Raw genomic sequence first — 21820 nt, 5'->3', positions numbered from 1 at the left:
CCGAAGGTCTTCCGGAAAGGTTTGTGCAATGGACCACGCTGGGCGACTCGCCCCTGCCGGACTGGTCTTCCTGGAACTGCTGGACCTGAAACTCCCTCTCGTCCCGCCGGCACTGGCCAACCTCGCCACCGGATATCAGCAGCGTGCCGGGCAGTGTTCCGTCGCGACCGTCGAACGCACCGAACCGGATTTCCTCACCAAGGCGAACGACAGCTGGTTCGAGCTGTGCCGAGCGGGTGGGCTGATCGGGGACGACGGCGAATTCCTGGTCGCCGTCCCGCTCGACGAGGACGGGCGGGACCTGTGGTGGGCACGGGTTCGGCTGGCCGAATCCTGGGATCTGGTGGGCGAGGGTTCCGTCACCGCTCTGGGTCTCGGTTTCGGCTCACCGGAGTTCACCACGCTCTCGGTGAAGGGAGACGTCGCCGCTTTCTGCGCCTCGCACGAGCTGGCCGTGATCACCGTGGTGGCGGCCGGATTCTCCAGCCTCCCGGACCTCCGGAAGCACGCGGAATGGGTGGCGAGCCAGCAGAGGATCTCGGAGCAAGAGAAGGCGGCCGCCGGACGATGGCTCGAAGCCTCCGGCGACTGAGCGAGGGCCGCCGTCACCACCATGGTGGTGACGGCGGCCCTTCTCGTCCCCCTACCGCCCCCGCCCCTCCGCCTCCAGCCGCAGCCCCTCCTCCATCACCGCGCGCGCGATCGGGGCCGCGTTCCCGCCGCCGCTGATGTCGGTTCGGCTGGCCTCCGCGTCCTCCACCACCACCGCCACCGCGACGGCCGGCTGGGCCGAGTCGGTGGCCTGGGCCCAGGCGATGAACCAGGCGTAGGGGGTGCCGGTGTTGCCGAGGCCGTGCTGGGCGGTGCCGGTCTTGCCGCCGACGCGGGCGCCGGGGATGGCCGCGTTGGTGCCGGTGCCCTCCTCCACCGCGCGGACCATCAGGTTCTGGAGCTGGTTCGCGGTCGAGGGGCGCATGGCCTGGCGGTAGCTGCGGCGGCCGGTGGTGTCGACGGTGGTGCCGCCCGCGGTGGTGGTGCGGTCGACCAGGTGGGGGTAGGCGATCTCGCCGTTGTTGGCGACCGCCGCGGCGACCATCGCCATCTGGAGGGGGGTCGCCGCCGTGTCGAACTGGCCGATGGAGGAGAGGGCCAGCTGGTCGTCGCTCATGTCGGTGTCGAAGTTCGACTTCGCCACCCAGGACGGGATCCGGAGGCCCGTGTCGTCGAAGCCGAACTTCTCGACCGCCGTCACCATGTCCGTGAGGCCCACCTTCACTCCGAGGCCGGCCATCACCGTGTTGCAGGACCACTGGATCGCGTACGCCAGGGAGGCGTCGGCGCAGCCGGTGGCCTCGTTGGGGAGGACCTGGCGGGTGCCGGGGAGGACGAACGGGTCGGGGGTGTCGGTGGGCGCGTCGACGTCGGTGACCACGCCCGCGTCCAGGGCCGCCGCCGCCGTGACGATCTTGAAGGTGGAGCCGGGCGGGTAGGTCTGGCGGATCGCGCGGTTCAGCATCGGCTGGTCGGGCGAGGTGTTGAGCCGCTTCCAGCTCTCGGCCACCGCGGGGCCCGTGCCGGACAGGACGCCGGGCTCGTACGAGGGGGAGGAGACCAGCGCGAGGATGCGGCCGCTCGCCGGTTCGATCGCCGCGACCGCGCCCCGCCTGCCGTCCAGGCCGCGGTAGGCCGCCTCCTGCATCCGGGCCCGGATCGTGGTGACCACGTCGCCGCCGGGCTGCCGGCCGCGGCTGACGTCGTTCCACAGCGGGAGCGGCGCGAGCATCGGGTCGGTGCCGGAGAGGAGGGAGTCCTCCGCGCTCTCCAGGAGGGTGGTGCCGTAGGTCTGGGAGGCGTAGCCGGTCACCGGTGCGTACAACGGGCCCTGGGTGTACGTGCGTTCGTAGCGCAGCTGCTGTCCGCTGTCGCGGGAGCCGGTGACCGGGTGCCCGTCCACGGTGATCTCGCCGCGCGGCTCGCCCCAGCGGGTGATCGCGATCCGGCGGTTGGCCGGGTTCTCGTCGTACGCGTCGGCCTCGAAGACCATGACCCGGGCCGCGTTGACGAGCAGGGCGACGAGGAGGACCAGGCAGAGGGCCGCCGCGCGGCGGATGTAGCGGATCATCTTTCGTCCTCCGTGATCGGGGCGATCACCCCGCCGTCCGCCATGTCCGGGCGCGGGGTCCGGGCCGAGTCGGAGACCCGGACCAGGAGGGCCACGATGATCCAGTTGGTGACGACCGAGGAGCCGCCCTGGGCGAGGAACGGCATCGCCATGCCGGTGAGCGGGATCAGGCCCATCACCCCGCCGGCGATGACGAAGACCTGGAGGGCCAGGATCGAGGCGAGGCCGATGGCGAGGAGCCGGCCGAAGGGGTCGCGCAGGGCGAGGCCGGCGCGGTAGCCGCGGGCGACGAGCAGGGCGTACAGGAGGAACAGGGCGGTCAGGCCGACCAGGCCCAGCTCCTCGCCGGCGGTGGCCAGGATGAAGTCCGACTTGGCCGCGAAGCCGATGAGGACGGAGTGGCCGAGGCCGAGGCCCGCGCCGAGCATCCCGCCCGCCGCGAAGGCGAACAGGGACTGGGCGAGCTGGCCCGGACCGTCCCCGGCGCGGATCGAGGCGAAGGGGTCGAGCCAGTCCTGGACCCTGCTGTGGACGTGCGGTTCGAGGGAGCCGACCAGGAAGGCGCCCGCCGCGGCGAGGACGAGGCCGACCGCGATCCAGCCGGTGCGGCCGGTCGCCACGTACAGCATGATCACGAACAGGCCGAAGAAGAGCAGCGAGGTGCCCAGGTCGCGTTCCAGGACCAGGACCCCGACGCTGAGCAGCCAGATCGCGACGATCGGGCCGAGGACGCGGCCGGTGGGGAACTGGAGCCGCCAGACCGTGCGGCCGGTGTAGGCCAGCGCGTTGCGGTTGGCGGCGAGGTACGCGGCGAAGAAGACGGCGAGCAGGATCTTGGCGAACTCCCCGGGCTGGAAGGAGAGTCCGCCGACGCGGATCCAGATCTTGGCCCCGTTCACGGCGGGGAAGAAGATCGGCAGGATCATCAGGCCGAGGGCCGTGGCCACCGAGAGGTACGCGTAGCGCTGGAGCAGCCGGTGGTCGCGGAGGAGCAGCACGACCACGATGAACAGGCCGACGCCGAGGGTCGACCACACCAGCTGGGTGGGGGCCGCCCGGTCGCCGGGGGTCTCCAGGTCGAGCCGGTAGATGAGGACCAGGCCGAGTCCGTTGAGCAGCACGGCGATCGGCAGCAGCAGCGGGTCGGCGTAGGGGGCGCGCCACCGGACCGCGAGGTGCGCGAGCAGGGCGAGCAGGCCGAGCCCGGCGCCGTACCGGGCGGCGTCCGGCGGCACGGCGCCGCTGCGGGCGAGGCCGACCTCGGCGTAGCCGTAGACGCAGATGAGGACGGCGCAGACGAGGAGGGAGAGTTCCACGCCGCGGCGCTTGGGGATGCGCAGCCCCGGCGGGGGAGCGTCCCGCGCGTCCTTCGTGTTCGTCGGCGGCGGTGCGGTCATGGTCCGCAACGTAGCAAGCAGTAAGCCTTATGTCCCTTTTGTGTGACGGTGTGCCGTCGGGGGCGTGCGTCAGCTTCCCGCGCTTCCCGCGGCCCGGCCGTCCGTCTCGCCGCGCGCCCCGCCGTCCGTCTCGCCGCGCGCCCCGTCGACCGCCCCGTCGTCCGCTTCGCCGTCCGGGTCCGCGAACCGCACGTACTCCGGGAGGGCCAGCCGGGCCACCGCCCCGCCGTCCGGCGCGTTGGCGAACACCAGCTCGGCGCCGATCACCTCGGCCTGGCCCACCGCGATGGTCAGCCCGAGCCCGTGGCCCTTGCCACCGCTCTCCGTGCGGAACCGCTGCGGGCCCGCGGCCAGCAGGTACTCCGGATAACCCTCGCCGTGGTCCCGCACCGTCACGACCGGCCCGTCCACGCTCAGCACCACCGGCGGCAGCCCGTGCCGGTGGGCGTTGGCGACCAGGTTGCCGAGCACCCGCTCCAGCCGCCGCTTGTCCGTCTCCACCGTGGCGTCCCGGGTGATCCGCACCTCCGTCGCGGTGCCGGAGGCGCGCACCACCCGCTCGGCCAGCGGGCCGAGGTCGTGCACCGCGAGGTCGACCGTCTCGGTGCCCGCGTCGAGCCGCGAGATCTCCAGCAGGTCCTCCGTGAGTCCGCGCATGGCCTGCACCCGGTCCCGCACCAGCTCGGACGGCCGCCCCTCGGGCAGCAGTTCGGCCGCGGCGGACAGGCCGGTCAGCGGGGTGCGCAGCTCGTGCGCCACGTCGGCGGTGAAGCGCTGCTCGGTCTGGAGCTTGCGCTGGAGCGAGGAGGCCATCGTGTCCAGGGCTCCGGAGACCGTCGCCACCTCGTCCTGGGGGCGTGAAGGGTCCTCGGTACGGGGGTCGTTGACGCGGGCGTCGAGGTCGCCGGCGCTGATCCGCCGGGCCACCTGCGCGGTCAGGTGCAGCCGCCGGGTGATCCGGGTGACGGCGAAGGCGCCGACGAGCAGGGTGGCGCCGATGGCGAGCACCGAGGAGCCGAGGATCGAGCGGTCGAGACCGTCGATGGTGGCGGCGCTGGAGGTGTAGTCGACCCGGACGGCGAGGGCCTTGCCGTCCGCCGGGCCCGCCGCCCACATCGTCGGCCGGCCCTGGTACTCGGTGACCATGGTGCCCCGGTCGCCGCGGGCCGCGAGCGCCCGCAGCGAGCCGGGCAGTCCCTCCGGGTCGACCCCGGCGAAGCGGGGGAGCGGCTCGCCCGACTCGTACAGCCTGCTCACCTCGTCGAGCCTGCCGAGCGCCTTGTCCCGGGAGTCCTTCACCGTCTGGCCCGCCACCGACACGTGGACGAGCACGCCGAGCAGCGCGGCCAGCGCGCAGCACATGACGGTGATGAAGACCGCGGCCTTCCAGGTGAGGGTCGCGGTCCAGGCGGGCAGGCGGGGACGTCTCACTGGCTCACCTCGGGCGGGGCCGCGTCGGGCTGCCCGGCGCCGGGCGCGGCGGGCGGCGGCGTGGCAGGGGCCGGGGTGGTGCTGGGGCTGACGAAGGCGGGCGCCGGGACGACCGAGGCCCCCGGCCCCGGCGGCTTGACCCGGACGATCTCGTCCCGCGCGGGCAGCATCGTGCGCTGCTGCTCGTCCCAGGACCAGGCGGTCCGGTACTCGTAGCCCGGGATGCCGGCCGAGCTGACCCGCATGATCAGGTCCCGGCCGGCCAGCTCGACGCTGACCACCTGGTCGACGGTGGACATGATCCTGGTCAGCCCGCCGTTCTCGGCGAGGTAGACCCGCACGCCCAGCTGCTGGTCGGGCATCCGGATGCCCACGATCAGCTCGTCGCGGCCGTTGCCGGTGAGGTCGCGGTAGTACGGGGCGAGGACCGGGCAGGCCTTGCGGTCGGTGGTGCAGGCGCCGATCGCCCGGACGGTCTCCTCGTACAGCCCGTCCGCGCCGCTGCGGGCGCCGCCGTGGGCGCGGACCTCGGCCTGGACGACCGCCACCGCGTCGACCGAGTGGACGTCGTTGTCGGGGACGTCGATGCCGGGGACCCGCTCGGTGTCGGACTCGCCGTAGTCGATCGGCGGATTGGTCGCCGGCGGCAGGTCGGGCCAGAGCCGGACCGGCCCCACGGCCTCGGGGGTGGGCCCGGCGCTCTTCAGGGCGCCCTGGTTGCCGCAGCCGGCCAGGGCGAGCGCGCCGAGGAGCACCGCGGCCAGGACGGCCGCGGCGCCGGTGAGCCGTACCGCGCGCGCTCCCACTCGGTTCCTTCTGTCCTTCTGTGCTTCCGCGTCTCACTTCACCAGGTCGGCGAAGAGGATGATGTTGTCCGTCCGGTGACCGTCCCGGACCGGGCCTCCGCAGGTGATGAGGCGGAGCTCGGGGCGGTCGGTCTTCCCATAGACCTTATTCGTAGGGAAGTCCTTTTTGTCTACCTGCTGTATCTCGCGGACCGCGAACCGGGCCGTCGTGCCGTCCGCCCGCCCCACCTCGATCGGGTCGCCCGTCTTGATCCTCGCCACGTCCCGCAGCAGCGCCGGACCCCGGGCCGTGTCGTAGTGCGCCACCAGGACGGCGGCCCCGCGCTCGCCCGGTGTCACGCTCCCTGTGTACCAGCCGGGCCGATCCGCCTGCTCGGCGGAGGGCACCTGGAGCTCCCGGTCCGGGTCCAGGCCGAGGCGCAGTACGGGCCCGGCGTCCACGCCGGCCGCCGGGACCACCAGCCGGACCGGCTCGGATGCCGCCATCGGGGGCGCGGCCCGGCGGTCCGCGGGGGCCGCGGACGCGTGCGGCATCCGCACGTCCGGCGCCAGGGCCGCCGCCCCCTGGCCCGCGCAGCCCACGACCGCGCCGCCCGCCACGGTCAGGGCGAGCGCGCTCCCGGCGAGGAGCCGGTGGCGGCGGCCGGGGGCCGCGGCACCGGGCGTGCGGGAGGGGGTGGGGCGGGGTGCGGGGCGGGGTGCGGGGCGGCGGGGCGTGCGGCGCATGACGGGTTCCGATCCGGGAGGGACTGCTGACCGAATCTGAACCTAAATGTCCTTATTTACGATGACGTAACGATCGGCCATAGGCAGCGCCGCGAAGCTGTCACATCCGGTGGCGTTCCATCCGCGCGAGCGCCGCCCGGCAGAGCGTGAGCAGCTTCTCGTCGTCGTGCACGTCGTGCGAGCCCGCACCGTCCTCGCGGGCGTTGTGACGGTGTCTTCGGGCCAGCTCGGTACGGATGGCGAACTCCGCCTCCGCCGCCGCCGGGCCCATCTCCGCCAGGCACTCGGCCACCGTCACCCGCGTGTGCCGGTTCTCGTCCCAGGCCGCGAGCAGCACCGGAAGCACCGTCGCCGCGTCCCCCGACACCCGCCACAGGGCCGCCGCCGACCGCACCCGCACCCACAGGTCCCGCGCCCCGAGCCCCGCCCGCAGCGCCGGCGCCGCCGCGGCCGCCGCCGGACCGATCGCCCCGAGCGCCCGCGCCGCCGCGCACCACTCCGCGCCCGACGCACCCGGCCGCAGCCAGCCCTCCAGGGCCTCCAGCGCCTCCTCGGGCGAACCGTCCAGCGCCCACACGGCCTGCGCCGCCATCGACGACACCGCCGCCGACTCCGAGCCGAGCAGCGCCCGCGCGTCCTCCAGCGCCTCCCGGGCCGCGGGCCCGAACGCCGCCAGGGTCCGCAGGCACGCCTCCCGCACCCAGTCCCGCCGGTTCGGCGGCGCCCCGCGCAGCACCCGGAGCACCTCCGGCAGCGCCTGGACGCCCCGGACCGCGCCCAGCGCGCACAGCAGCGGCGCCGCCCGGTCGTACAGCAGCTCGTCCAGCTCGACCTCCGCGAGCCTGCGCCGCAGCGCCGGGGCGAGCGGCAGCGCCGCCGGGCCCAGCGCCTTCACCGCGTACAGCAGCTCGCGCCGCACTTCGCCCTCCTCCAGGGCGCGGGCCAGCAGCGGGATCGCCCGCGCGTCCCCGCAGCGGGCCAGCGCCAGCAGCGCCCCGCCCCGCCCGGCCCGGGCCCCGGGACCCGGCAGGCCCAGCGGCCCCTGCGGGGCGGCGGCGAGCCGGGCCGCCAGCGCGTCCGCCGAGGGGCCCGCCAGCTCGAAGAGGCGCTCCAGGAAGGAGCCGGCGGCCTCGCGCAGCCGCGGCTCCGGATCGCTCAGCTGCGCGCCGACGAGCCGGACCACCTCCTCGTACCGCCCGCGCCACACCCGTATCAAGGAGCCGCACAGCCAGATCGCGTCCGAGCGCTGCCCCCAGTCGGGGCTGCGCAGCTGGGCCAGGATCAGAGCGATGCGGTCGTCGACCCGGTCGTCGAGGGCCGTGTGCAGGGTGCGCAGCAGCTCCTCGGTCCACGGCGTCGGGCGGCCCGCCGAGTGCTCCTCCAGGAGCTCGCGGACCTGCCCGATGAGGGTCGGGGTGGCCGCCCGCGGGGTCTCCCCGGCCGGCTCGCCCGGCGCGGTCCGCACCTCGTCGAGGAGGACGGTGACCCGCTCCACCACGTCGCCCGGGATCTCGGCGGGCGCGATCCGGGCCAGCTGGGCGAGGGCCGCCAGCCGCAGCCCGGGCGCCTGGGCCGCGCGGGAGAGCCAGGCGAGCCAGTCCGCGGTCTCGGCGCGCAGCGACTCGTGCCGCAGCGCGAGCCGCCCGACCGCGGCGACCAGGGCGAGGCGCACCTCGGTGTCCCGCTCCACGGTGAGCCGCTCGCGCAGCAGGCCGAGCACCCGGACGGGGTCGGGGTGCAGCGAGGCGAGCGCGCACGGCGCCGCGATCCGCACCTCGGGGTCCGGGTCGCAGACCAGGCCGAGGAAGACGTCGGCGCCGGCCGCGATGGCGGCGGCCGCCATCGCGTAGTTCGCCGCCGGTATGAACTCCTCGTCGTCAACGTCGAGTTCGGCCAGCTCCTCGTCGTCGCCGAGGTCGATGCCGCCGATGCTGGTCAGCAACTCCACGATGCAGCCCCGGTCCTGGACCTCGGGGTCGGCGACGAGTTCGAGGAGGAAGGGGATGCAGGCGAGCGTCGAGTCGTACACGTCGCCCTGGTGGTGCACCGCCCCGTACATGCCGTCGAGCGCGTTCTCCCGCTCCGCGGGATCGGCGGAGGCGAGTCCGCGCAGCAGCTCCGGCACGTCGTCCGCCGGGCCGTACGCGTGCCCCAGCGAGGCCCAGTCGACCTCCTCGATCCCCGTCAGCATGCCAGGCCGCCTTCCCCGTGAGCGCTGTACCAGGCAGCAAGTGTGCACCAACGGGCTCAGAACGAGGGCCCGCCTGACGGACGCTCTCGGCGAACCCCCGCGCGGCCGCTCGCTTTGCGCCATCCACCGCTCCGCCCGTCGCCCCGCCGGACCCCCGCGGGACCCCTCCCGGACCCCCTCAGGACCCCCACGGAGCCCCCGCACCCGGTCCATACCACTCCCCGCGGACGGCCGACCGGCCCGGTTCCGCACCGGGTGGGCCGTCGGGCGGCCGCGGCGGCGTTGCGTGAGTTTGTCCTGAACGGAGCGCCGGGGGAGGAGAGCGGGACGGGCGGAGGAATCAGCCAGGGGGCTCGTTCGCGGCGGGGCCGCTGCGGGGGCCGGTGCGCGGGGCGGCGTGGGGGGGCGGCACGGGGGGCGGTGGGAGGGGCGGTGTCCGGGCGGCCGTCGGGCTCCCCGTCTCGTCCGTCGCCTTCGACCCGCTGGTCCTCCCCGGCCCGCTCCCCGGCCTGCTCCCCGGCCTGCTCCTCGGCCTGCTCCTCGGCCTGCTCCTCGGCCTGCTCCTCGGCCTGCTCCTCGGCCTGCTCCTCGGCCCGCTCCCCGTCCCGTACCCGGACGAAGCGCGCGGTGTCCTGGCGGCCCGACGGTACGCGCAGCTCGACGGGCAGGTGCTCGGTCAGCGGCCGTACGGTCCCGTGCTCCGGGTCGGCCATCGGCCCCGCGAGGAGCCCCGTCGTCAGCCGGGCGACCTCGCGGGCCTGCGGCGCGGTCAGCCGCGGGCTCGTGCGCAGGGTGCGCCCGTCGGGCAGCCGGACCAGCACCGCGTGCGGGCGGTCCGGCGGGCCGAAGACGCCGACGAGGGCGGCGTCCCGGGTGTCCGCGTACCGCACCTTCCGCCAGGACCAGGTGCCGCCCGGCCGGTACGCCGAGTCCCAGGCCTTCGCGACGATCCCCTCGACCCCCGCCTCCCGCAGTGTCCCGAACCACTCCCGCGCGGTGCCCTCGTCCTCCGTGGCGAGCACCCGCTGGAGCGGCGGACCGGTCCCGGCGAGGGCCGCGCCGAGCAGCTCCCAGCGCTCCCGCAGCGGCCGGGCCCGCAGGTCGTGGCCGGGGAGGGCGAGCAGGTCGAAGGCGATGTACGAGACGGGGACGCCGGCCCGCTCGCGCTCCCGGTGCGGGCGGAGCAGGTCGGTGAAGCTCAGCCGCCCCTCGCGGTACGCGCAGAGCTCGCCGTCCAGGACGATCCCCGGCGGCAGCCGCTCGCCCAGGTACGCGGCGACGGCCGGGAACTCGGGGGAGAGGTCGCGGCGGGCCCGGGACTGGAGGAAGACCCGGCCCCCGTCGAGGACGAAGGCGAGCGCGCGGAAGCCGTCCAGCTTGAGGGAGTACTGCAGGCCGCCCGGGACGCTGCCCTGCGCGGGGATCTCGTCGGCGGACCGCGGCCGCATCACGTCGACGGGCGGCCGGAGCACGACGCCGGGGCCGTTCACGGCAGTGCTCCCGCCACCGCCGGGTCGAAGAGCGGGGCGAGCAGCTCCCCGTACCGCTCCAGGCGCGGGGCGATGTCGTCGAGGAGCAGGACCAGCCGGTCCGGAGAGGCGCAGGCCTCGACCTCCGCCCAGGTGACCGGCGCCGACACGGCGGGGAGCGGGCGGGCCCGCAGGGTGTAGGGGGTGGCGGTGGTCTTCGCGGCGGCGTTCTGGCTGTGGTCGACGAAGACCTTCCCCCGGCGCAGCGCCTTGGCCATCCGGTGGACCACCAGCCCGGGGAGCTCCGCCTCCGCCTCGACGGCGAGCCGGCGGGCGTACGCGGAGACCCGCTCGGACGGGGTCGGTTCCAGCGGGACGAGCAGGTGCAGCCCCTTCGCGCCGGAGGTCTTCGGGTAGGCCGTGAGGCCGTCGGCCGCGAGCCGTTCCCGCAGGTGGCGGGCGACCAGACAGCACTCGACCACGCTCGCGGGCGGCCCCGGGTCGAGGTCGAGGACCAGCCGGTCGGCGACGGCCGGGGCGCCCGCCCGCCACTGGGGGGTGTGGAACTCGACGACCAGGTTGGCCGCCCACATCAGCGAGGCCAGGTCCTGGACCATCACCTGCCGGGCCCGCGGGTCCTCGGAGCGGGGGACGGGGGCGGTCTTCACCCAGGCGGGGGTGCCGGGCGGCGGGTTCTTGGTGAAGAAGAGCTGGCCGTCGGGGCCGTCCGGGTAGCGCAGGAAGGAGACCGGGCGGTCGCGCAGATGGGGCAGGATCGCGGCCCCGACGGTGGCGTAGTAGTGCAGCAGCTCGCCCTTGGTGGTGCCGGTGGCGGGGTGGAGGACCTTGTCCAGGTTGCTGAGCGCCAGCCGCCGCCCCTCCACCTCTGTGATGGGCGTCATACGATGAGAATCCCATGATTCCCGATGTAACGGGATGAACGGCATCAACCTCACTGATCTCGCTCACCGCACCAAACGGCACGAAAGGCGATGAACGTGCGATCCATCTGGAACGGCGCCATATCCTTCGGGCTGGTCAGCATCCCGATCAAGCTGGTGAACGCGACCGAGAGCCGGTCGGTCTCCTTCCGCCAGATCCACACCGAGGACGGCGGCCGCATCCGCTACCGCAAGGTGTGCGAGCTCGACGGGGAGGAGGTCTCCCCGGCGGAGATCGGCAAGGCGTACGAGGACGCCGACGGGTCCATGATCCCGATCACCGACGAGGACCTGGCCGCCCTGCCGCTCCCGACGGCGAAGACCATCGAGATCGTCGCCTTCGTCCCGGCCGGGGAGATCGACCCGCTCCAGATGGACGCCGCGTACTACCTCTCCGCGAACGGGGTGCCCGCCGCCAAGCCGTACACCCTGCTCCGCGAGGCGCTGAAGCGCAGCGACAAGGTGGCGGTGGCCAAGTACGCGCTGCGCGGGCGGGAGCGGCTCGGCATGCTGCGGGTGGTGGACGACGTGATCGCCATGCACGGGCTGCTGTGGCCCGACGAGATCCGGGCCCCGGAGGGCGTGGCCCCCGAGACCCCGGTCACCGTGCGGGAGGCCGAACTCGACCTGGCGGACGCCCTGATGGCCACCCTGGGCGAGGTCGACATCACCGGCCTGCACGACGACTACCGGGAGGCCGTCGAGGAGATGATCGCCGCGAAGGCCGAGGGCGGCGCGGGCCTGGCGCCCGCCGAGCCCGAGGCGGCCGGCGGCGGTCAGGTCATCGACCTGATGGCGGCCCTGGAGAGCAGCGTCCGCGCGGCGAAGGAGGCCCGGGGCGAACCGGCCGCGGAGGCGGCCACGGAGGCGGCCACGGAGGCGGTCGCCGAGGTGACCGAGCTCAAGCCGCGCAAGAAGGCGGCGCGGGCGCCCGCCAGCCCCAAGGAGACGGGCGCGAAGAAGTCCACGGCCCGGACGGCGGCGAAGAGGACGGCGGCGGCCCCGGCCCGCAAGTCGACGGCCAAGACGGCCAGGACGGCCAGGACGGCGGGTGCGGCCGGGGCGGCTTCCGGCGGGGCCGCGGCGAAGAGTACGGCGAAGGGCGCGGCGAAGAGTACGGCGAAGGGCGCGGTCAAGAGCACCGCGAAGACGGCCGCGAAGACCGCCGCGAGCGGGGCCGCGACGAAGAAGCGGACCGCCAAGGCGGCGCAGCCGGCGAAGAAGGCGGCCCCGCGCAAGCGCTCCGCGTGACGCAAGGCGTGTCGGTTCGTCGGCCGGTCGGCCGGGTTGGCCGGAAGTGACCCCAGACACACCCCGAATGGGGGCACGGGTAAAGAATTCGTCATGATGCCCCGAGGGCGTCTCGATATGTGGTCGAGGGGCTGCGCGTACACCTCTGTGGGTAGCGCACACGTGTGTTCCTGACTGTTTTCGGTCGCGAAGCGGGGTGGCCGGGGGCCGCCCCGACCTGCTGACGGCCAGGCCAGGGTGCGGCGGCCGTGTCCGGAATGATTCGGCCGCCACGGGTCGTACATGGGGCCCGTGTATCCTCGGGGATCAAAAAAGGTCCGGAAAATGTAACCGGAATTCAATGTTCCCCTTTACTTCGCAGACACAGCCCGTTTACGGCGTCGATCTTTGACAAAGCGAAGCGGTGGTTTTTAGACTCGTTGGACAACAGTCTAGGGGGAGACGATGAGTCAGCGTACGCAGGAAAAACCGAAACCTCTCATACCCGACGTTTATATCGACCGGGATTCCGTCGGCTGCGACAGCTGGCGGATCCTCGTGGTGGAGAGCGAGCTCCGGTACGCGGAGTCGCTCGTGACGGGGCTGCGCCGGCACGGCCACCAGGTGTCGACGGTCGAGACCGGCGGCGCCGCGCTCCAGGTCTACACCTCGGCCGACCTGGTCCTGATCGATCTCGAACTGCCCGATCTCGACGGCCTTGAGGTGTGTCGGGCGATTCGCGCCGCCGGTGACACCCCGATCATCGCGGTCACCGCCCGCGGCTCCGAACTCGACCGGGTCCTCGGCCTCCAGGCCGGCGCCGACGACTACATGGTCAAGCCGTACGGATTCCGCGAACTCATGGCCCGCATGCAGGCCGTCATGCGCCGGTCCAGGCCCCGGCCGCGCGCCGTCGACGTCATCGACCAGGGGCCGCTGCGTATTGACGCCGGTGCCCGCCAGGTCAGCCTCGACGGAAAGCAGATCGACGTCACCCGAAAAGAGTTCGACGTCCTTTATCTGCTCGCCTCGAATCCCGGAAACGTCGTCCCCCGTAAAAGGCTCATGCAGCAGATATGGGGGGATTCCTGGTCCCGCAGAACCGTGGACACCCATGTGAGCAGCCTCCGCAACAAGCTCGGCTGTCGGGACTGGATCGTCACCATTCGCGGTGTCGGTTTCAAGCTCGGCAAAGTGTAATCGGCAGCGTCGGCGCACGGCTTCGGAACACGGAGAAACGGAAAATGGCTCACCCGGCGACGCACCTGCCCCCGCGGGCCGTGTGCGTGGGCGAGGACTGCAGGCGGAGCGCCGTCGACGGCGGCGGCAAACGACGGGCACGGCCGGACCTCCGGCTCTGCCCCCCATGTCTGGGCCGGCTGGTCGCGGTCCTCGAGGAACTTCCCGGCCTCTACGCCGAGTGCGAGCGGGTGCTCGGCGGCGCCGGACCGGCGCGCGGCACCGGCGAAAGGCGCGGCACCGGCGGCAGACCCGCCGGGATCCCGCTCAACGGCCCGGCGGCCGAGGTGCGTTCGGCGATCGTCGCCACCCTCGGCTCCTGGAGCGGACTCGTCGCCGACGAGCGGGGCTTCCCCGCCCCCCGGCGCACCCCCGCGCACCTGGCGGCCTTCCTGCTGCGCAGCGCCGAGTGGCTGGCCGCCCACCCGGCCGTCGCGGACGCCACCCGCGAGCTGGAGCGGCTGGTCGGCGCCGCCCGGCGGGTGGCCCGCGAGCCCGTCCGGCACCTCCCGGTCGGTCCGTGCGTCGAGCCCGGCTGCGCGGGCCGGCTCGCGGTGGTCTCCGGCACCCGGCGGATCCTGTGCGACGCGGACCCGGCCCACCAGTGGGCGGGCCACGAGTGGACCCGGCTGCGCCGCGCGATGCCGGGCCAGCGGGTGCCCGCGCAGCGCGGGCCCGCCCAGTGCGCGGCGGCCGCGGTGCCGTCGGTGCCCCCGGCACCGGCCGCGGTCCCGCCGACGGCCACCTCCGCCGCGGCGTCCGTACCCGCGTCCGTACCCGCGTCCGTGCCTGCGGCGCCGTCCCCGCCCCCGCCCGTCGAACGCTGGCTCACCGCACGGGACATCGCGGACCTGTGGGGCGCGCCGACCGGGACGGTGTACCGGCTCGCCAGCGAGCAGCGGTGGCGCAGACGGAACCGCTACGGCCGCACGTACTACGCGGAGAGCGACGTCCACGGCAGCCTCAGCGGCCGGCGGCCCCGCACCCCCGCGATGAAATGACCCCCCCCGGGGCCCGGGCCCGCCGCCACGCCCGCCCGCCGCCCCGCCCCGCCCCGCCGCGGCCACCCCCGCGGTCCTGCCCCGACACCCGACGCCCCGCCCCCCGGCACCCGTCCGGACGGCGGGGCGTCGCCGTTCCCTCCGTACCCGTGTCCCACCCGTACCCGCGTCCCCCGTCCCACCCGTACCCGCGTCCCCCGTCCCACCCGTACCCGCGTCCCCCGTCCCACCCGTACCCGCGTCCCCCGTCCCACCCGTACCCGCGTCCCCCGTCCCACCCGTGTCCCCCGTACTCCCGTCCCCCCCGTACCCTCCGAGCCCGAGGAGACCCCGCCCGATGCAGGCCGAAGCCTGGTTCCTGGAGGTGGACGCCACCGTGTCCGCCGACGCCCTCGACACCACCGCCCTCGACGCCCACGAGCGCCACCGCGCCGCGTCCTTCCTCCGGGCCTCCGACCGCACCCTGTACACGGTGGCCCACCTCGCGCTCCGCACCCTCCTCGCGCGGTCGCTCGGCGAGCGCCCCGAGGAGCTGGTCTTCGGGCGCGAGCCCTGCCCCTGCTGCGGCGCCGCGCACGGGCGCCCGGTGCTCGCCGTCCCCGAACCGCCGCTGCACTTCTCCCTGTCGCACACCGAGGGCCTGGTCCTCGTCGCCCTCGCCCCCGTTCCCGTCGGCGCCGACGCCCAGCGCCGCCCCGCGCCCGAGGCCGTGCCCGGACTGCTGGCCGCCCTCCACCCAGGCGAACGCGCCGCGGTCGCCGCCGAGCCCGGCGCCGCGGCGCGGGCCGCCGCCTTCGGCCGGCTCTGGGCGCGCAAGGAGGCGTACCTCAAGGGACTCGGCACCGGGCTCGGCCGCGACACCACCCTGGACGACCTCGGCACCGACCCGGCCGGCTGGACCGTGGACGACCTGCCCTGCGGCCCCCGCCACCACGCCGCCGTCGCCCTGCGCGCGCCCCGCTCCGTCAGCGGCCCCCCGCTGCCCCACCACGTGCCGTCCCTGACCGAGCTCTGAGAGAACCCGCGCACCCCTACCGGGATTTGAGAAACCCGACAGAGCTCTGACACAAGCCCCATTGAACGCCGCCGCCCGTCCGAAGAAGCTGGACGTCAAGGTCGGTGCGCTGTCTTCACCGCGCGGCCCGCCCGGCCGGAACCACCTCCCCCCGGCCGCCCCCACGCCGTCTCCGTCGCCGTCGTGCTGCCCATCCCGCAGCCGGCGGCGGCCGTGTTCCGGCACCTGTCGCGCCCCCTCCACGGGGCACCGCACCGCACACCGCACACCAGAGAGAGGACATCGCCATGACCGTGGCCATCCCATCGACCCGGACCGTCGCGGACCTGCTGCTCCAGGCCGCGGAGGCACACCCCGGCTCCGGAGTCCTCTACCACGAGGGCGACGCCGGTGCCGCGGCCGCGCACCTCCAGCCGTACCCGGAGCTGGTGCACGAGGCCCGCCGGGTCCTCACCGGGCTGCGCGCCCGCGGGCTCGCCCCGCAGGACAAGGTCGTCCTGCTCCTGGAGCGCCCGCAGGAGTTCCTCACCGCCTTCTGGGCCTGCCTCCTCGGCGGCTACGTGCCCGTGCCGATGGCCCCGCTCGGCGGCGACCCGGAGCGCTGGGCCGCCCAGCTCGGCCACGTCCACACCCTGCTCGACGGGCCGCTGGTCGTCACCAACGACAGCCTGGCCGCCGAGCTGCCCCGCGTCGACGGCCTCGCCGTCACCGCCCTGGACACGCTGTACGGCGCCGATCCGGCCGACCTGCTGCACGAGGCGGCCCCCGAGGACACCGCGCTGCTCGTCCTCACCTCCGGCTCCACCGGCAACTCCAAGGCCGTCCGGCTCACCCACGCCAACCTGATCGCCTCCATGGCGGGCAAGAACACCGCCCACCGCATCGGCTCCGAGGACACCTCGCTCAACTGGGTCTCCTTCGACCACGTCGCCGCGCTCCTGGAGTGCCACCTGCTGCCGCTCTCCGTCGGCGCCACCCAGCTGCACGTCGAGGCGGCCGTCGTCCTCGGCGAACCGCTCGACTTCCTGCGGCTGATCTCCCGCTACGGCGTCACCATGACCTTCACCCCGAACTTCCTGCTCGGGCTGCTCAACGCCTCGGCCGACCGGCTCGACGAGCACGGCCCCGTCGACCTGTCGAAGCTGCGGCACATCATCAGCGGCGGCGAGGCCGTGGTCCGCACCACCGGCGAGGCCTTCCTGGCCCACTTCGCCCCGTACGGACTGGCCGGCGACACCCTGTGGCCCGCGTTCGGCATGACCGAGACCTGCGCCGGCTCCATCTACTCGCGCGAGTTCCCCGCCTCCGACCAGGGGCAGGAGTTCGCCAACCTCGGCCGCCCGGTCGACGGCCTGCGGATCCGCGTCGCCGACGAGCGGGACCGGCCGCTGGGCGAGGGCGAGACCGGCGAGCTCCAGCTCCTCGGCCCGATGATCACGCCCGGCTACCACAACAACGAGCAGGCCACGAAGGACGCCTTCACCGCCGACGGCTGGTTCCGCAGCGGCGACCTGGGCCGGATCGACGACGGGCGGCTCACCCTCGTCGGCCGCAGCAAGGACAGCATCATCGTCAACGGCGTCAACTACTTCAGCCACGACATCGAGACCCTGCTCCAGGAGCTCGACGACGTCGCCCGCTCCTACGTCGCCGCCTTCCCCACCCGGGCCCCCGGCTCCGACACCGAGCAGCTCGTCGTCGCCTTCCACCCCGAGGTCGAGGAGGGCGACGAACTCGCCCTCTACCGCGTCCTGTCCGCGGTCCGGGCCAGCGTCGTCATGCACTGGGGCTTCCGCCCCTCGCTGATCCTCCCGCTGCCGAAGGAGGCCTTCCCGAAGACCAGCCTCGGCAAGATCCAGCGCCCGCTCATGCGCAAGCGGCTCGAAGCCGGGGCGTACGCGGAGACCGCCGACGCCGTCGCCGACCTGATCCTGCGCCGCCTCGGCGGCTACACCGCGCCCGAGGGCGAGACCGAGACGGTCCTCGCCGGGATCTACGCGGAGATGTTCGACACCGACCCGGCCAAGCTGAGCGCCACCGCCAACTTCTTCGACCTCGGCGGCACCTCGCTCGACATCCTGCGGCTGCGCAGCCTGGTCGCCCGCCGCCTCGGCGCGAACGACCTCCAGATCATCACCGTCCTGATGGCCCCGACCGTCCGCGCGCTGGCCGCCCGGCTCGCCGAGGACGCGGCCGGCGGAGCGGCGGAACGCCCGTACGACCCGATCGTGCCCATGCAGGTGGTCGGCGACAAGACGCCGCTGTTCTGCGTCCACCCCGGCGTCGGCGAGGTCCTCGTCTTCGTCAACCTCGCCAAGTACTTCGTCGGCGACCGGCCCTTCTACGCGCTGCGCGCCCGCGGCTTCAACCCCGGCGAGAAGCCCTTCGAGAGCTTCGAGGAGATGGTGAGCACCTACGTCGCCGCCATCCGCGAGAAGCAGCCGCACGGCCCGTACGCCGTGGCCGGCTACTCGTACGGCGGCGCCGTCGCCTTCGAGATCGCCAAGGTGCTGGAGGCCGAGGGCGAGCGGGTCGACTTCATCGGCAGCTTCAACCTGCCCCCGCACATCAAGTACCGCATGGACGAGCTGGACTTCGTCGAGACCGCCGCCAACCTGGCCTTCTTCCTCGCCCTCATCGACAAGAAGCAGTCGCTGGAGCTGCCCAAGCAGCTGGGCCACCTGTCGAAGGAGGAGCAGCTGGCCTACTTCATCGAGCACGCGCCGCAGGCCCGGCTCGCCGAACTCGACCTGGACCTGGCCAAGTTCACCGCCTGGGCCGAACTCGCCGACGGCCTCACCGACCTCGGCCGCAGCTACGCGCCCTCCGGGCGCGTCCGCGGCATGTCCGTCTTCTACGCGATACCGCTGCGCGGCACCAAGGAGGACTGGCTCAACAACGAGCTGAGCCGCTGGAAGGAGCACGCCGACGACGTCACCTTCATCGACGTCCCCGGCGAGCACTACACGCTGATGGGCCCGCAGCACGTGGCCGGCTTCCAGTCGATCCTCCGCAAGGAGCTCGACCGGGCGCTCGGCGACGGCAAGTAAGCACGAAACGAAGGGGATTGCACACATGAACGGCAAGAAGATCCTGGTCACCGGCGGCACGGGCCAGGTGGCCGGACCGGTCGCCAAGGCGCTCGCCCAGGACAACGAGGTCTGGGCGCTCGGGCGCTTCGGCGCCCCCGGCTCGGAGGAGGCGCTGCGCGAGCACGGCATCACCACCTTCCGCTGGGACATGGACGACACGGGCGAGGACGCCCTCAAGGGCCTGCCCGAGGACTTCACCCATGTCATCCACTCCGCCGTGAACCGCGGCGAGGACGGCGACTTCAACCGGGCGATCGAGGTCAACACCGTGGCCGCCGGCCGCCTGATGACCCACTGTCGCACCGCGGAGGCGTTCCTGTACGTCTCCACCGGCGCCCTCTACAAGCGCCAGACCCTCGACCACGCCTACCACGAGGACGACCCGGTCGACGGCGTCGCCGACTGGCTGCCCGCCTACCCCGTGGTCAAGATCGCCACCGAGGGCGCGGTCCGCGCGTACGCGGCGACCCTCGGCCTGCCCACGATCATCGCCCGCCTCAACATCGCGTACGGACCCGGCGGCTACGGCGGCGTCCCGATGCTCTACTTCAAGCGGATGCTCGCCGGCGAGCCCATCCCGGTCCCGGTCGAGGGCCAGAACTGGTGCTCCCTGCTCTACACCGACGACCTCGTCGAGCAGGTCCCCCACCTGTGGAACGCGGCGACCGTGCCCGCCACCCTCACCAACTGGGGCGGCGACGAGTCCGTCGGCATCACCGACTGCGTCCGCTACCTGGAGGAGCTCACCGGCGTCGAGGCCAAGCTGGTGCCGAGCGAGGTCACCCGCGAGACCTACCAGTTCGACCCGACCCTGCGGAAGCGCCTCACCGGCCCCTGCAAGGTCGACTGGCGCGAGGGCATCCGCCGCACCGTCGAGTCCATGTATCCCGAGTACGCGAAGCAGCGCTGAGGAGCGGCGAGCGATGACCACGACCACCAGCAACCTGGACCTGATCCACGCCGCCTACGCGGCCTTCCGCGACCGTGACGTCGACGCCCTCGTCGCCACCATGGCCGAGGACATGGAGTGGATCCACCCCGAGGGCATGCACGCCTACGGCCTCGGCGGCACCAAGCACGGCCACGCCGGCGTCCGCGCCTTCCTGGCCCACGTCCCCACCGTCCTGGGCGGGATGCGGCTCCAGCCCCTGGAGTTCCTCGACCACGGCGACCGGGTCGTCGTCTTCGGCGTCCGCGACGTCACCTCCCGCCGCGGCCACACCGAGACGCTGCAGTTCGTCCACTCCTGGACGTTCCGCGACGGCAAGGCCGTCCGCATGGAGGACATCTTCGACACCGTCGCCTTCCACCGCGTGATCGAGAGCTGACGGGCGCCCTCGGCCATGACATCCGCCACCGCGTACGCCTACCTGGGTCCCGAGGGCACCTTCACCGAGGCGGCGCTGCGCAGACTCCCCGCGTACGCCGCCCACGGCGAGGAACTGCCCCGGCGCCCGTACCCCAGTGTCCCCGCGGCCCTGGACGCGGTCCGCCGCGGCGACTGCGCGACGGCCGTGGTCCCGCTGGAGAACTCGGTGAAGGGCGTCGTGCCCGCCACCATGGACCAGCTGGCCGAGTCCGGGCTGCACATCACCGGCGAGGTCGAACTCCCGGTGACCTTCGCCCTGATGGCGCCGGCCGGCACGGACCTCGGCGACGTACGGGAGGTGTACAGCCACCCGCACGCCCTCGCGCAGTGCGCCGGGTGGCTGGACGAGCACCTCCCGGGCGCCCGGGCCGTACCGGCCGACTCCACGGCGGCCGCCGCGCGCGAGGTGGCGCGGCGGCCGGGCGGCGGGGCGGCGGCCGTCGCCGCCCCGCCGGCCGCCGAGCGCTACGGCCTGCGGGTCCTGGCCGCCGGCCTCGGCCGCCGCGGCGGAGCGGTCACCCGCTTCGTCGCGGTCTCCCCGGCCTGGTTCCCGCCCGCCCGCACCGACCGGGACCGCACCTCCCTGGTCGTCACCACCGAGGACGGCGGCCCCGCCCGGCTCGCCGCGGTCCTCGGCCTCTTCACCGACCGCGACATCGAGGTGAGCCGCGTCCACGCCTGGCCCACCGGCGAACGCCTGGGCAGCTACCGCTACTTCGTCGACGTGGACGGCCACGTCGAGAACCCGGCGGTGCGCCGGGTCCTGTCGCACCTCCCCGGAGCCGGCGCCTCGGCCCGCTTCCTGGGCAGCTACCCGAGGTGGACGGCCGTCCCGCCCCGCTCCGTCGTGGGCATGCGTTCCGCCCCCGCCCCCGCCGTCGTGCCGAGTCGCTCCGCCGGGGCGGAACGGCTCGGCACGACGGAACGGCGCCTCCGCGGGCGCCTCCGCTCCGACCACCCCGCGCCGAGCACCCGCACCTAGGCCGCGACTTCCGGATCAGGCCGGGCCCGATCCGGAGTCACGCCCCGGAGGCGCCGCGCTGGTACGGGGAGCCCGCCGAACCCGACCCCCCCCAGGAGAGGTCCCCATGCCCACCCTGCTCCACATCGACACCAGCGCCCGCCTCGGCTCCACCACCCGCCGCGTCACCGCGGAGTTCGCCGCGTCCTGGCGCGCCGCCAACGAGGGCGGCACCCACCTCTACCGCGACCTGGGCGCCGCCCCCGTCCCGCACGTCGACGGCGACCAGATCGCCGTGACCCAGCGGATCGAGGCGGCCGGCGTCCGCGACCTCGACGAGGCCCGGGACGCGGCGCGCACGGCGGGGGAGAAGGCGAGCTGGGCCACCACCTGGGAGCTGGTCGACGAGGTGCTCGCCGCCGACACGATCGTCCTCGGCCTGCCCATGCACAACTTCTCGCTGCCCTCCACGTTCAAGGCCTGGCTGGACCGGGTGGTCATCCCGCCGCTGGTCGTCGACCCGGAGACCGGCACCGGCCCGCTGGCCGGCCGGCAGGTCGTCGTGGTCACGGCCCGCGGCGGCGCGTACGGCCCGGGCACGCCGCGCCAGGCGTACGACTTCCAGGAGCCGTACCTGAGGGCGGCCCTCGGCATGGTCGCCCTCGCCGACGACCTGACCTTCCTGCACGCGGAGATGACGAAGTCCGGGCACGTGGCCCGGCTGGCCGGCTTCCAGCGGCTGGCGGCCGAGTCGCTGAAGGAGGCGCTGGAGGGCGCCCGCAAGCACGCCCAGCGCGTCCACCTCTGATGTCCGCACACCCCCACCCTTC

18 protein-coding genes are annotated in these 21820 nt (G+C 74.1%); 10 read left to right on the top strand and 8 right to left on the bottom strand.

From position 1 onward, the window contains the following. The first annotated feature begins 28 nt into the window (after positions 1-28). Positions 29-592, top strand: coding sequence for a hypothetical protein (locus tag ABD981_RS13295; RefSeq protein WP_046910886.1), 564 nt, complete (start codon positions 29-31; stop codon positions 590-592). 51 nt (positions 593-643) lie between these two features. Here ABD981_RS13295 and ABD981_RS13290 read toward each other — a convergent pair whose 3' ends face one another. The 8 genes from ABD981_RS13290 to ligD form a co-directional block, all read right to left on the bottom strand. Beyond that, the gene (locus ABD981_RS13290; protein WP_046910885.1) at positions 644-2122 is read right to left on the bottom strand and encodes a penicillin-binding transpeptidase domain-containing protein; all 1479 of its coding nucleotides are present in this window, start codon (positions 2120-2122) and stop codon (positions 644-646) included. Beyond that, a complete protein-coding gene (locus ABD981_RS13285; RefSeq protein WP_046910884.1) occupies positions 2119-3519 on the bottom strand; it encodes an FtsW/RodA/SpoVE family cell cycle protein in 1401 nt (466 codons plus the stop codon). Before ABD981_RS13285 ends, ABD981_RS13290 begins: the two co-directional genes overlap by 4 nt. Positions 3520-3588: 69 nt before the next feature. Then, the gene (locus ABD981_RS13280) at positions 3589-4950 is read right to left on the bottom strand and encodes a sensor histidine kinase (protein ID WP_046910883.1); all 1362 of its coding nucleotides are present in this window, start codon (positions 4948-4950) and stop codon (positions 3589-3591) included. After that, a complete protein-coding gene (locus ABD981_RS13275) occupies positions 4947-5756 on the bottom strand; it encodes a hypothetical protein (RefSeq protein WP_046910882.1) in 810 nt (269 codons plus the stop codon). The genes ABD981_RS13280 and ABD981_RS13275 overlap by 4 nt, the downstream gene beginning before the upstream one ends. A gap of 33 nt (positions 5757-5789) precedes the next feature. Then, positions 5790-6482 carry a class F sortase gene (locus ABD981_RS13270; RefSeq protein WP_240495421.1) on the bottom strand — a complete coding sequence of 231 codons (693 nt, stop codon included), beginning with the start codon at positions 6480-6482 and terminating at the stop codon, positions 5790-5792. Positions 6483-6582: 100 nt separating this feature from the next. Then, complete coding sequence (locus ABD981_RS13265) at positions 6583-8673, bottom strand: hypothetical protein (RefSeq protein WP_046910881.1); 2091 nt, start codon at positions 8671-8673, stop codon at positions 6583-6585. A gap of 56 nt (positions 8674-8729) precedes the next feature. After that, entirely contained in the window at positions 8730-10163 is a 1434-nt protein-coding gene (locus ABD981_RS13260; protein ID WP_345529244.1) for an ATP-dependent DNA ligase, read from the bottom strand. Next, the gene (gene ligD, locus ABD981_RS13255; protein WP_046912468.1) at positions 10160-11044 is read right to left on the bottom strand and encodes a non-homologous end-joining DNA ligase; all 885 of its coding nucleotides are present in this window, start codon (positions 11042-11044) and stop codon (positions 10160-10162) included. Before ligD ends, ABD981_RS13260 begins: the two co-directional genes overlap by 4 nt. A gap of 96 nt (positions 11045-11140) precedes the next feature. Between ligD and ku the strand changes: the two genes are divergently transcribed. The 9 genes from ku to ABD981_RS13210 all read left to right on the top strand — a co-directional run bounded on the left by ku (position 11141) and on the right by ABD981_RS13210 (position 21798). Further along, positions 11141-12334: a non-homologous end joining protein Ku gene (ku, locus tag ABD981_RS13250; protein WP_046912471.1), complete on the top strand. Its 1194-nt coding sequence runs from the start codon at positions 11141-11143 to the stop codon at positions 12332-12334. Between the two features lie 444 nt (positions 12335-12778). Further along, the gene (locus tag ABD981_RS13245) at positions 12779-13513 is read left to right on the top strand and encodes a response regulator transcription factor (RefSeq protein ID WP_046912469.1); all 735 of its coding nucleotides are present in this window, start codon (positions 12779-12781) and stop codon (positions 13511-13513) included. A gap of 44 nt (positions 13514-13557) precedes the next feature. Then, positions 13558-14553, top strand: coding sequence for a hypothetical protein (locus tag ABD981_RS13240; RefSeq protein ID WP_165591042.1), 996 nt, complete (start codon positions 13558-13560; stop codon positions 14551-14553). 337 nt (positions 14554-14890) lie between these two features. Then, on the top strand, positions 14891-15568 hold the full coding sequence (locus ABD981_RS13235) for a 4'-phosphopantetheinyl transferase family protein (protein ID WP_046912463.1): 678 nt from the start codon (positions 14891-14893) through the stop codon (positions 15566-15568). A gap of 287 nt (positions 15569-15855) precedes the next feature. Further along, positions 15856-18618 carry a non-ribosomal peptide synthetase gene (locus ABD981_RS13230; RefSeq protein WP_046912462.1) on the top strand — a complete coding sequence of 921 codons (2763 nt, stop codon included), beginning with the start codon at positions 15856-15858 and terminating at the stop codon, positions 18616-18618. A gap of 25 nt (positions 18619-18643) precedes the next feature. Further along, on the top strand, positions 18644-19570 hold the full coding sequence (locus tag ABD981_RS13225) for an NAD-dependent epimerase/dehydratase family protein (RefSeq protein WP_046912461.1): 927 nt from the start codon (positions 18644-18646) through the stop codon (positions 19568-19570). A gap of 13 nt (positions 19571-19583) precedes the next feature. Continuing rightward, positions 19584-19988, top strand: a complete 405-nt coding sequence (locus ABD981_RS13220; RefSeq protein ID WP_046912460.1) for a nuclear transport factor 2 family protein — start codon at positions 19584-19586, stop codon at positions 19986-19988. A 15-nt stretch (positions 19989-20003) separates the two neighbouring features. Next, entirely contained in the window at positions 20004-21011 is a 1008-nt protein-coding gene (pheA, locus tag ABD981_RS13215; RefSeq protein ID WP_345529237.1) for a prephenate dehydratase, read from the top strand. Between the two features lie 106 nt (positions 21012-21117). Next, positions 21118-21798, top strand: coding sequence for an FMN-dependent NADH-azoreductase (locus tag ABD981_RS13210; RefSeq protein WP_046909105.1), 681 nt, complete (start codon positions 21118-21120; stop codon positions 21796-21798). The last annotated feature ends 22 nt before the right edge of the window (positions 21799-21820 follow it).

This window comes from Streptomyces showdoensis (assembly GCF_039535475.1).
Taxonomy (GTDB): Bacteria; Actinomycetota; Actinomycetes; order Streptomycetales; family Streptomycetaceae; genus Streptomyces; species Streptomyces showdoensis.
This window is presented reverse-complemented; position numbering and strand designations above follow the sequence as displayed.